The 12,339-nt window shown below is 62.0% G+C and carries 6 protein-coding genes; 3 read left to right on the top strand and 3 right to left on the bottom strand.

What is annotated here, in order from left to right:
• Positions 1-151 precede the first annotated feature (151 nt).
• From IFR23_RS04715 to IFR23_RS04705, 3 genes are all read right to left on the bottom strand, one after another.
• The gene (locus IFR23_RS04715; RefSeq protein ID WP_244655446.1) at positions 152-2,923 is read right to left on the bottom strand and encodes a TonB-dependent receptor; all 2,772 of its coding nucleotides are present in this window, start codon (positions 2,921-2,923) and stop codon (positions 152-154) included.
• 537 nt (positions 2,924-3,460) lie between these two features.
• Complete coding sequence (locus IFR23_RS04710) at positions 3,461-3,745, bottom strand: hypothetical protein (RefSeq protein WP_192974894.1); 285 nt, start codon at positions 3,743-3,745, stop codon at positions 3,461-3,463.
• 83 nt (positions 3,746-3,828) lie between these two features.
• A complete protein-coding gene (locus IFR23_RS04705) occupies positions 3,829-4,413 on the bottom strand; it encodes a hypothetical protein (protein WP_192974893.1) in 585 nt (194 codons plus the stop codon).
• An 802-nt stretch (positions 4,414-5,215) separates the two neighbouring features.
• Between IFR23_RS04705 and galA the strand changes: the two genes are divergently transcribed.
• The 3 genes from galA to IFR23_RS04690 all read left to right on the top strand — a co-directional run bounded on the left by galA (position 5,216) and on the right by IFR23_RS04690 (position 12,119).
• Positions 5,216-7,711, top strand: a complete 2,496-nt coding sequence (gene galA, locus IFR23_RS04700; protein ID WP_192974892.1) for a beta-galactosidase GalA — start codon at positions 5,216-5,218, stop codon at positions 7,709-7,711.
• 503 nt (positions 7,712-8,214) lie between these two features.
• Positions 8,215-10,983 carry a TonB-dependent receptor gene (locus IFR23_RS04695; protein WP_244655445.1) on the top strand — a complete coding sequence of 923 codons (2,769 nt, stop codon included), beginning with the start codon at positions 8,215-8,217 and terminating at the stop codon, positions 10,981-10,983.
• Positions 10,983-12,119 carry a glycoside hydrolase family 53 protein gene (locus IFR23_RS04690; RefSeq protein WP_192974891.1) on the top strand — a complete coding sequence of 379 codons (1,137 nt, stop codon included), beginning with the start codon at positions 10,983-10,985 and terminating at the stop codon, positions 12,117-12,119. The genes IFR23_RS04695 and IFR23_RS04690 overlap by 1 nt, the downstream gene beginning before the upstream one ends.
• Positions 12,120-12,339: the final 220 nt, after the last annotated feature.

The following is a 12,339-nucleotide window of genomic DNA, read 5'->3' as shown; positions in this document are numbered from 1 at the left end:
CCGGCAAGAGTTCATACATCGGCCGAATGGTCGACATGGAGTCCATAGCGGAATGTCCGCTTACGGGCAGCGTCAAACCTGATACCAAGCCAAACCATCGTAGCCGTCGAGCCGTAGGAGTGTAGCGCGCCGTTCGCGACGCGCTACCGTGTCACATCCGGAACGAGACCGAAGCGACGTACGTACGTCCGTTCTTGTAGAACGCCGTCGGCCGATCGCGCGAGCCGCTATACTGCGTATAGGTCGAGTCGAGCAGGTTCTGCGCGTTGACCGTCAGCGTGATCGCCTTGGTCAGGTTGAAGCCTGCCGAGAAATCAAGCTGGCTGTACGGCGCGACCATGTCGATCGAGTTCAGGCGACCGATCGCGCGGAAATACGACGACCTGTAGTTATAGCTCAGGCGCGCCTGGAACGGTCCGTTCTCGTAATACGGGATCACGTTGACTGTGTGCTTCGACAGATAGGGCAGGTTCAGCCCTTCGTCGGTCGAGCTCTCGGCGTAGGAGTAGTTCGCCTGCAGGCCGAAGCCGTGCCAGATCTCACCCTGGGCCGACACCAGCGCGCCGTTGACGTTCGCTTTGCCGCCGTTGAGCGGCTGCGACACGAGATAGGACGCGTTGGTCTGCGTCAGTTCGTTGAAGAACGTCTGGCGGCTCAGGCCGTTGAGGATGTAGTCCTTCACCTCGCGGCGGAACAGCTCAAGCGACAACAGCGTCCCTTCGCGCGGATAATATTCCGCCGACAGTTCGTAGTTGGTCGACTGGTACGGCTTGAGGTTAGGGTTGCCGCCGCTCGCATCCAGCGTGATGTCGTTGCGACCGACCGAACCACCGAGCTGCTCGTAGCGCGGGCGCGCGATCACTTTGGCAACGCTGCCGCGGAAGATCAGGTGCGTGCCCGCTTCGTACGCGACGTTCAGGCTCGGCAGGAACTTCAGATAGTCGTTCTCGACCCGCTGCGGCACGATCGTCGGCAGGCTGCCGTCAGTGCCGGAGACCTGATCGGCGTAGTTTGCCACGTTCTTGGTATAGACCAGGCGCCCACCGATGTTGCCGCGGAAGCCGCTCTGGTCGAAGTTCAGCTGGACGTAGTTCGCCGCGACCATCTCGTCGACGATGTACGATGCAGTCGGCTTGGCGACAGGGATGTTGATCGAGTTCGCTAGGATGTCGATCACGGTCTGCTGCGACAGGTTGATGTACTTGGTCGCGTTGCCGGTGCCGCCGGTGCCGTCGAACGTGCCGTTCGGCGTCGTCATCGTGTCGACGCCCAGGCTCGCCAGCGTGTAGTTCGACGTCGAGTAGTTGTTGAAGCCACTCGCGTTCAGGCGGTTGCGGTGATCCGTGAACTTGCCGCCGATGCGGATTTCCTTGAACGGCCCCGCCTCGAACGGAATGACCGCGTCATAGCCTGCGTAGTAATCGCGATCGATCGTCTTCGAAAAATCGATCCCTCCCGCGCGCGCCGCATTCAGCTGCGTGCCGTTGACGATGACGGGTGCGCCGTCGATCGTTTGGAGCTGCGGGCTGTTGCTGCGGCGATAATTGGCCGGGTTGGTCAGGTCGCCGACGTAATCGACGTTGGCGCTGTCCGAGGTGAAGCCGTAGCTGTACGGAAGGTCGGTGCGCACATCGAGCAGATATTCGGGATTGCGCCCACCGATCGCCTTGCTCCAGCCGCCGGTCGCCGCCACGGTTGCGCCGTCGGGACCTTCCCACTCGGCGACGAAGTTGAGGTTGTCGGTGGTCAGCTTGGTCTTGCGGATCAGCAGGTCGAGCTGCGCGCTCTGGCTGTTCGCCGAGGCCGCGCCGAAGCTCGCATTGGTGACGACGCCGTTCGCGACCGTCGCCGACTGGAGAACGTCGCCGCTCCACGCGCCGGGGATCACGTACATCGACTGGCTGCTGTTGTTATAGTTGCCGTCGATATGCAGGCCGTTGAGGGTCAGCGTGATGTCGTCGGTCGGCTTGGCCTGGACCGTGCCGACATAGCTGATGCGCTTACGCTCCTGCGTGAAATACGCGTAGTTGATGCCGAACGGCGATACCGCGTTGGCGAGATCCTGACGCGTGCCGCCGGTGACCGTCGCGGCCGTGTTCTTCAACACGGGCTGGCCGCTCGCGTCGCGGATCAGCGCGTTGTTCGCATCCTTCTGGAAGAAGCGGTCGCTGGCATTCTCGAACCCGAAGAATTCGACGCCCGAGCGCGTCAGGCTCTGCTTGTCGTAGGTGACGGCACCGAGCACGCCGAAGGTGCCACCCTCGTTGTGCCAGCTGTACAGGCCCGACGCGCGGACGTTACCCTTGTCGGCGCGGTCGTTGTACGAATAGCCGCCCGATGCGAAGATCGAGTTGGCGGGCGTGTCGAGCGGACGGCGCGTGCGGACGATGACGGTGCCGCCAATGCTACCTTCCTCGATCCGCGGCTCGGGCGACTTGTACACTTCCAGGCGCTCGACGAGCTCGGGTGCAAGCAGCGAATAGTTGAAGGTACGGCTGGTCGGGTCGTTGTCGTTGCCACCCCAGTCGGCCGAGGCGACCGCATGGCCATCAAGCAGCATGCGGTTGAGTGCGGGATCTGTGCCGTGAATTGCGACTTTCTCGCCCTCGCCAAAGCGACGGTCGATGCTGACGCCGGGAACGTGCGATAGCGATTCTGCGACGTTGCGGTCTGGAAACTTGCCGATCGCCTCGGCGCTGATGACGTCAACGATAGCGTTGGCCTGACGCTTTACCGCAATCGCGCTGCGCAAGCTGCCGCGGATACCGGTAACGACGATGTCTTGTCCGGTTTCGTCACCGGCGGGGGCGACGGGTTCGGTAGTTTGCGGATCTGACGCGGAGGTCTGCGCCGCCGGCGCTGTGGCAACCTGCGCGAACGCGCTTGGTGTAACGGCGACATAAACAGCTGCAGTCGACGCCAAGAAAATATTATTCCGGAAGTCCATTGTCAAAAACCCCTTCTCTCGCCCCACGACGCCGATCCGACGCAATCTGGCGCTCCCGATTACCGGAACCTTGGTCCTATTTTGGACGTGTATAAGTTCGGGCTTGGTGACCCTGACATATAACCACTTTGTAAGGAAATCTATCGATAATTACTCTTTGTCTTGTTCGGAAGGGTGTGAACGGCTGATGCCAGAATAGAACCTTTCCAAATATTGCGGCGAAGACGATACTTCTCACGTCGAATGCCCACCGACGCCGCAGAGGTTGATTGGTTTCCCAAAGGACTGTTGAAGCCGAAAGCCCGGCCGGAATGACGCGCGCCCTCTTCTCTGATGCTGATGGGCAGCCGCGAACGTCGGCTTCGAGCCACTTCAACCCAGCCGTGTCGAGTGAACGGAGCAGAGCGTCGTCATTCTGCGGCTGCGATTGTGCAATAACAGCCCAGAGTTGTTGCCCGCCGGCTCGCGGTCGCAGAGGTTCAATTTTCAACGGTAAACGGACCATACGGGCAGTCAGTCGCGCGCCGTACGTTCAAAGCAGCTCCAGTCAGAATTGATGCAGCCCCCGCCCACCGCGATCGCGTATACCGGGAAGCCGTAATCGTCTTTTAGGTAGCGGAATCGACAATGCCGGTTGAGGCCGTTCGGAAGGAGACGGGTAGGGTCAAAGGTGAGTTCGCGAGTCCCTTCCGGAAAGTCATAAGCCGGCGAGGCATCCTGCGCGAGGGAAGCTGCCACCATGCAGATGGTGAGGGCGGGAACGGTGAAATGACTGGGATAATCCTGACGCGAGGACATGGAGAATCAGGCGCCTAGCCCGTAATAACGTGTTGCGAACGTCCGCTTTTCGCGGTTCCCAGTCAGGAAGTTGCAGAAGCGCCCTACGGTGTCTTGCTGGCGTAAGCGCTGATCCAAGCTAGTGGTTCATGCTCTAGCCGATAGTCAACTTTCACCCGTCCATCACGAGCCCATCGGTACGCCAATATGGGGCAAAACTTCGTCGCGACCGCAGGCATGGGCGAATAGGCCACGTCGGCTTGTGCCCGTGCGAGTGAAACGAACCCGTAGCCTGCTAACGGGAATAGGCTGATTAGCGGTCCGATCGTCGTGGCGTTCAATCGGTTGGCGTGAAGAAGGATGATCGCGGGCACCTCGCCGTCGAGAACCTTGCGGCCCAGCTCTCCATAATAGGAGATCTGAACGCGAGTATGGTCTAGATAGGCCCGCTCGATCCGCTCCGTCATGGCGCGCATCGCGTTTAGCGAGGGCGCGTTCATAGGCGCTTTTGAACAGTAATCGGATGTGTCGATTGTCAACGCGGCCAGTCTGTAGCCATGACTGGCGAGAAGCGTTTTGATCGCGAGCTTGGCTTGGGTGTCCCCGACATGGTTGTAGGGAAAGCTGAACAACGGGATGGGACGGTCGCTCGATGCCGCCAGTGATCGCATGGTTGCTTCACCCTTCAACACCTAGCGATCGTGATCGAGGGGAAAGCCTTTCTGATTTCCCGCTTTGGGAAAGATAGCATCGCCCATGTCGGCTATCGCCACCTACCTCGCCGAAAGCGGACCGACCGTTTTTCTCTCCCATTAAGCCGCCTAGCCAATGGATCAGCCGCCGAGCTCTGCCGTCCAGCCCGATAAACAAATGTAGAAGTCGGGTGGCTGGCAAGGGAAGCTAGATGTCCACTTGTGGCCCGCCTCACGAAGGCCGCCAGAGTTTTAAACAGCGTTTTCTGGTTGGCTACCGTGCTGCCCGTGACCGGTATCGTGCACTGCGTATCACGCGATAATTGCGGCTTCGAACGTCACGTTGTGCAGCGCGGGACAGGGGCGTTCGCGTCGGACCCATTCGAGCGTATGTGGGCGCACGGATCAGCCCATTGTGGAGATCAGGTGCTTCATGCTTGGGCAGTGTCTTGGACCGAACGGTCTTGGCTACATAGCGTATCGCGAACAGCAATGTCGCGTCGGCCTGAGGGAACAGCTGGGCTCCAGCCCCAGCGCATCATGCTGAGGCAAATTCCCGCTTCCGGCCCGCCTCGTCGTCCGGTCGCGCTGAAATGTTATGTCTATGACCGCACTCTGGAGCGCTGATCCGGCCAGTTCGAGGTGCACCCATCGACACCCTGAGGTCTGGTTTTCATCGAACATCGCGTCGCATTACGGCCAGCGTGGCACGAGAGGGATCTGAACACGCTAGTCGTCGGGAAATACCTCGCGCAAACAGTTCGATTAAATTATCTTATAATAAACTAGGGAGAATGTGATGCCAGGATTTACCCGCCGCTCGGTACTCGGCCAAGGCGCGCTCGCATTGACCGCAGTTGCCAGCCCGGCACTTGGCGTAACCGTAAGGAAATTCTCGCTGGATCGGCGACGCTCGCGATTACGCGAGCGGCTTGCGGACTGGCGTTTCGCTCTTGGTCATGCCGCGGATCTCGAGCGCGATTTCGGGTTCGGTCGTAACCAGCGGACCTTTGCAAAGGCGGGGGCGACCACCTCGGATGCCGCCATGGCAGCGTTCGACGACAGTAGTTGGCAACAGGTCCGCATCCCGCATGATTGGGCAGTCGCACTGCCATTCGCGCCGCCCGCCGCGCCTGCCTCCAAGGATACCGAGGACGCGGTCGCTGCCCACGGGTTCAAGGCGATCGGTCGTCAGCATCCGGGGAACAGTATCGGCTGGTATCGCTGCCCGATCGCCATCAGTGCTGCCGATCGCGGTCGACGACTATGGCTCGAGTTCGATGGTGTATTCCGGAATTGTCTGGTGTTCGTGAACGGCCACATCGTCGGTCGCAACGACAGCGGCTACGCACCTTTTCGCGTCGAGATCGACGATTTTCTCAACTTTGACGCACGTGAAGGAGACGGCAAAAACGTGATCACCGTGCGGGTCGATGCGACTCTTGGCGAAGGCTGGTTCTACGAAGGCGCGGGGATCTACCGCCATGTCGATCTGGTACGCGCCGATCCGGTGCACATCCCGCAATGGGGCACTGTCGTCCGCAGCGACGTTCAGGAGGTCGGCGCGCAGGTCAGAGTCGCGACCGAGATCGTCAATACCGGTGACACGCCGGTCAACGGCATCTTGCGACAGCGCGTGATCGGCCCTGACCGCCGACCGGTCGCGCAAGTGCCGGACAGCGCGTTCATGCTGGCTGCCGGCGCGCAGGTCACGCTCGACCAGCAAGCGCAAGTAGCCACGCCTGCCTTGTGGTCGGTCGAAACCCCCAGGCTCTACACGGTCGAAGCCGAGATCGTCGTCGGCGATCATATTGTCGACCGCTACGAGACGGCGTTCGGGATTCGCACGATCCACTTCGACGGCGCGCGCGGATTCCTGCTGAACGGCAAGCCCGTCAAGCTGCTCGGCAGTTGCAACCATCAGGATCACGCCGGCGTCGGCACGGGCATTCCCGATGCGTTGCACGCATGGCGTGTCGCACAGCTGAAGAACATGGGGTCGAATGCTTGGCGGAGCGCACACAACCCGCCCGCGTCCGCGCTGCTCGACGTGTGCGACGCGGCGGGCATGCTGATGGTCGTCGAGGCGCGCCTCAATAGCAGCGACGACGAGGCGATGGCGCAGCTCGACCGGATCATCCGCCGCGATCGCAACCGGCCCAGCGTCATCGCCTGGTCGCTCGGCAACGAGGAGCCGCAACAGGGTTCGACCAAGGGCGCTCGCATCACCGCCGAGATGCAGGCGGTCGTGCGGACGCTGGACCCGACGCGCCCGACGACGTTCGCGTTCGACAATAGCTGGGATACCGGTGCGGCGAAGATCGTCGACGTCGTGGGCTTCAACTATCGTACTGACAAGATCGAGGCGTTCCACGAGCGCTTCCCCGACGTGCCGACGATGGGCACCGAAACCGGCAGTACCGTTTCGACGCGCGGCGCGTACGTCAACGATGCCGCGGCGCACGTCGTCCGCGCCTATGATACCGAACATCCGTGGTGGGCTTCGACCGCGGAAGCGTGGTGGTCGATCGCGGCGACTCGGCCCTACATCGCCGGCGGCTTCATCTGGACCGGTTTCGATTATCGCGGCGAGCCGACGCCGTTCGCGCAGTTCCCGAGCATCTCGAGCTATTTCGGCGTGCTCGACACCTGTGGGTTCGCGAAGGACAATTATCACTATTACCGCGCGTGGTGGCGGCCGGACCTTCCGCAGGTCCATCTGCTCCCGCACTGGACCTGGCCGGGTCGCGAGGGGCAGCCGATCGAGGTCTGGGCGCACGGTAATTGCGATGAGGTCGAGCTGTTGCTGAACGGCCGCTCTTTGGGTCGCAAACCGATGCCACGCAACGGCCACCTTGCCTGGAGCGTGCCCTATGCACCCGGCCGGATCGAAGCGCGTGGGCTCAACAAGGGGCGGCGCGTGGCGACGTCGGTGCGCGAGACGGCGGGCGCGGCGGCAGCGGTGCACCTGACCGCGGATCGCCGGATCGTGACGGCGGATGGCGACGACGTGGTAATGCTACGGGCCGAAATCGTCGACGCGCGCGGACGTCCGGTGCCCGATGCCGATACGCAACTCACGTTCGAATGCCGTGGTGACGCAACAGTGATCGGCGTCGGCAACGGCAATCCGACCAGCCTCGAACCCGATGTCGCAAGCCGACGACGCGCATTCCACGGGTTGGCCCAGGCGATCGTTCGCGTAGGTAGCCGCGCCGGGCCGTTCGATGTCGTGGTGACGGGTGAGGGGGTTAAGGGCGCATCGCTCCGGATTACGGCGATGCCGCCGGCCTAGGTCGGATTGGCATTCAGTCAAGCTGACGAACCTCGCCAATTTGGTTTGTGTCATACGTGTTCAGGCTTCAGCGGTGCCGCAAATTCTGTAAATTTGGGTTGCCGAACCATGGAGCCTGAACCCGTTTGGCGGTTACCTCTCTTCGGCACGTAGAGTCTGGTCATTCCCGCACAGGCGGGGACCCCGAGACTCCAACGGTCGCGATAACGTTCGGGAAGTTTGCGAGTATGGGTCCCGCCTGTGCGGCAATGACGGGCCCGTGTCATAAAGAGATGGTCGCCGAACCAAAACGGGGTCACGGAGCCGTCTTGGGAGCTGTCGCGGGACAGACGTGATGATCGATCCGGCATAGGCCGGCCAGTATTTTTACGGCCGGCCAAGGGATCCTTTCGGCATCACGACACCCTCTGACCGCACCCCGAATATTCCCTGTTGCGAAATGTGTCATATATATCATACAAATACTGTCTGGCTCCAATGAGGGTCGATGTAGGGGAGTGATGATGCGCAACAGGTTCATGTTGCTGACTGCGGTCAGCCTTTTGTCTCTGGAAGGGGCCGCAACGGCACAGTCAAATCGAGGCGGATCGACCAGCGCATCTCCCACTGCGGACGCGGCGTCGCCGGTTCCCGCAGAGGCTGCATCGACCGATATCGTGCCAGCCACGGGCTCGACTCCGACAAGTGTTGCTCCGCAAGCGACGACCGACGAGATCGTCGTCACCGGCTATCGTCAATCGCTGCGTACCGCGATCGCGGGTAAGCGCAACGCTGACCGCGTCCAGGAGGTGCTGTCGGCGGAGGATATCGGCAAGCTGCCCGAAGCCAGCATCGCGGAGTCGCTCGCGCGCCTGCCGGGCCTGACCACGAACCGCGATCGCGGCAACGGCACCCAGATCGGCATTCGCGGGCTCGGCCCCAATCTGGTGAGCACGCTGCTCAACGGCCGCGAGATCGTCTCGGCCGAAGGCAGCCGCAACGTCCGCTACGAGCAATATCCGGCCGAACTGATCAACGGCGCTTCGGTGTTCAAATCGCCGACCGCAGCGCAGGTCGAAGGCGCGATCGCCGGCCAGATCGATCTCCGCACGATCCGCCCGCTCGATGTCAGCGGCACCAAGATCGTCCTGAACGCGCGTGCGATCTACAGCGACCTTGCAGGCGACGTGCAGGATTCCAAGCCGTGGGGCTATATCGCCAGCGCGTCGTATATCGGCCAGTTTCTCGACAATACGCTGGGCATCGCGGTCGGCTATTCGGGACGACGTCAGTCCGTTGCAACCGTTCGGACCAACGTGTTCCGCTACACCAACAGCTTCGCGGACCTTAACGGCGATGGCCAGACCAACGACCAGATCCCGTACGGCTTCGAGGCGTTGTCGCGCGGTGGCGACGACATCCGCCACGGTGCGCTGGCGGCATTGCAGTGGCGCCCGAGCAGCGTTTTCGAGGTCAACGGCGACTTCTTCTACAGCCGGGTGAAGTTCGACGAGACCCAGCGCGGCGTGCGCGTCGAGAATTTGCCGTTCGGCAACACGCTAACCAATGCGACCGTCCAGAACGGCTATGTCACCGGCATTACCGCTACCAACGCGAACCAGCCCTATGGTCAAGTAGTACGCGGCGTGAACGAGCTGTTCTTCTTCAAGGACGATCTCTACGCGGGCGGCCTGAACGCCAAGTGGAGCCCGGAAGGGTGGGAGATCGTCGGCGACGTCGGCTATTCCAAGACGCATCGCGAGCAGCAGTTCCTGACGCTGCGGACCGAGCCGTTCGGGATCGCCCCGACGACATCGTTCCAGACCCGCCCCGGCAAGGTGCCGACGATAGGTGTCAATGTCGACCTGACCGACCCGACACTCAACCGCATCGCCGATTTCCAGATCCCGACCAATGGCGGCGGTGCGCCGCTGATCAACGACGAACTGTGGAGCGGCAGTTTCGATGCGCGTCGCGAGATCGGGCAGGGGCCGCTCGCCGCCTTGCGCTTCGGTGGTCGTTATACCGATCGGTCGAAGGATTATACGCAGCGGACGCAGTTCGGCTTCGTCGATCCGGCGGCACGGGCGCCCGTCCCCGCCAATCTCCTGAATACGCCCTACAGCTTCTCGGGCGCGTTTGCGGGCCTGCCGTCGGTCCAGTCGATCGACATCCTGGCTGCCGTCAATCAGCTGTTCGGGCAGATCAACCCGACCACGTCGGAGTTCGATCGCCAGGCAAGCTGGAAAGTCGGCGAGAAGACCTATGCGGGGTACGCGCAGGTCGATCTCGACGGCAACATCTTCGGCATGCCGTTCACGGGCAACCTCGGCCTGCGCGTGATCCGGACGGAAACCCTGTCGCAGGGCACGCAGGTCAACCAGGTCCAGCAGCCTAACGGGGCGATCGTCACCACCGCCACGCCGCTGTCGGTGGCTAATGAATTCACCGATTGGCTGCCCAACCTCAACCTCACCTTCAAGGCGACCGACAAGCTGCAGTTCCGGCTCGGCGCGAGCCAAGCCGTCTCGCGGCCGCCGCTCGACGATCTGAGCGCAGGCGTCAGCATCTTCACCTCGGGTCCGCCATCGGGGCAGGGCGGCAACCCGCTGCTCGAACCGTTCCGCGCGAAACAGCTCGATGCCACCGTCGAATGGTATTTCGACCGCGACAGCGCGCTGACCGTGTCGGGCTTCTACAAGAAGCTCGGCACCTACATCGTGCCACAGCTGACGACGATCTTCGCGCCCAACCCGGCTGGTGGACCCGATCTGGAGGGCACGTTCCGGCAGCCGGTCAACGGCCAGGGCGGCGAGATCAAGGGCGTCGAAGTACTGTTCCAGAAGGCCTTCACCTTCCTTCCGGGCGTGCTGAACGGCTTCGGCGTGTATCTCAATTACAGCTATACCGACAGCAACATCACAGTCGACGAGAACGACAACGCGATCGGTACGATCCAGCTGCCGGGGCTGTCGAAGCATGTCGGTAACGCCACGCTCTACTACAGCAAGGCGGGCTTCGAGGCGCGGGTCGCGTACCGCTATCGCAGCAGCTATGCGACGGAACTCGGCGATACCGACCGCATCCTCTACACCGCTCCCGAAGGCGTGATGGATTTTCAGACGAGCTATGACTTCGGCAAGGATTCGAAGCTGGCGGGGCTCAAGCTGTTGTTCCAGGCGAACAACCTGACCGACGAGCCGTTCGAGACCTATTATGGCGATCGTAGCTTGCAGGGGCGGTACGAGAAGTTCGGACGACGGTTCCTGATCGGTGCGGGGTTCGAATTCTGATGCGCAACGCTCTTTTCACGCTTGCCCTGCTTTCGTCCGCCGCGAGTGCGCAGACCGCGCCGAGGCTTGTCGCGAAACCGGCAAGCGGGCTCTACCTCGGCGCCGACCTGTCCTACGTCAACGAGATGGAGGATTGCGGCGCTGTCTTTCGCGCGAAGGGCAAGCCGGTCGATCCGTTCACGCTGATGAAGGCGAAGGGCGGGAATATCGTCCGCGTTCGGATCTGGAAAGATGCGAAGTGGACGAAGTACAGCGACCTCGCCGACGTGACGAAGACGATCCGGCGCGCAAAGGCGGCGGGGATGCAGGTGCTGCTCGACTTCCATTATTCGGACGATTGGGCAGACGGGGAGAAGCAGATCGTCCCCGCTGCCTGGGCGACGCTCGATACCGCGGCGCAGGCCAAGGCGCTCTATGCCTATACGCGCGACGTGCTGGGCAAGCTCGATGCGGACGGGCTGATGCCGGAGATGGTGCAGGTCGGGAACGAGACCAACCCCGAGGTTATGGGGCCGCTGCCGAAGGGCAATCTCAAGGACCACAAGATCGACTGGACGCGTAACGCGACGTTGCTCAACGCCGGGATCAAGGCGGTGCGCGACGCGGGCAAGGTGGCCAAGATCAATCCGCGGATCATGCTGCACATTGCGCAGCCCGAGCATGTCGCGGCGTGGTTCGACGATGCGACGGTGGCGGGGGTGCTCGATTACGACGTGATCGGGATCAGCTATTACCGCAAATGGTCGACGCGAACGCCTGCGCAGTTGGGCGAAACGATCGCGTATGCCAAGGATAGATACAAGGCCGACGTGATCGTGGTCGAGACGGCGTACCCATTCAGCCCGGTCGGCGAGGATGCGTCGCCCGACCTGCTCGGATCGGATTCGCTGCTGCCAGAGTATCCCGCGACGCCGAAGGGGCAGCTGAAATACCTTGTCGACCTGACGCAGACCGTCGTGGACGCAGGCGGGATCGGCATAGTGTATTGGGAGCCGGCTTGGGTCTCGACGAAGTGCGGGACGCGCTGGGGCAAAGGCTCGAACTGGGAGAATGCCGCGTGGTTCGGCCTTGGGCGACACGAAGCGCTGCCGGCGTTCGACTTCCTCGGGCGGCAATATGTGAAGCGACCGAAGTAGGGGCGGCAGTCTTCGACGTGAGTCCAATTTAACCTTTCATTGGTGCCATGAACGCGGTTGGCTTCGCGCCATATGTGCAGGCAATGACCGCGGCGGACCGAGCCTCAGCCGATGGCGGTCATCATCTGATTATGCTCTCCGCACGATACCGTCGAATGGCAAGATGCACGTATCTACGGCCCATATCGCGACCGCTTGCCCCTTGCTTCTATTGCGGTGC

The sequence above is a fragment of the Sphingomonas sp. CFBP 13603 genome, assembly GCF_014892665.1.
In the GTDB taxonomy this organism is placed as follows: domain Bacteria; phylum Pseudomonadota; class Alphaproteobacteria; order Sphingomonadales; family Sphingomonadaceae; genus Sphingomonas.
The sequence above is the reverse complement of the archived record's forward strand: the minus strand, read 5'-3'. Positions and strand labels throughout refer to the sequence as shown.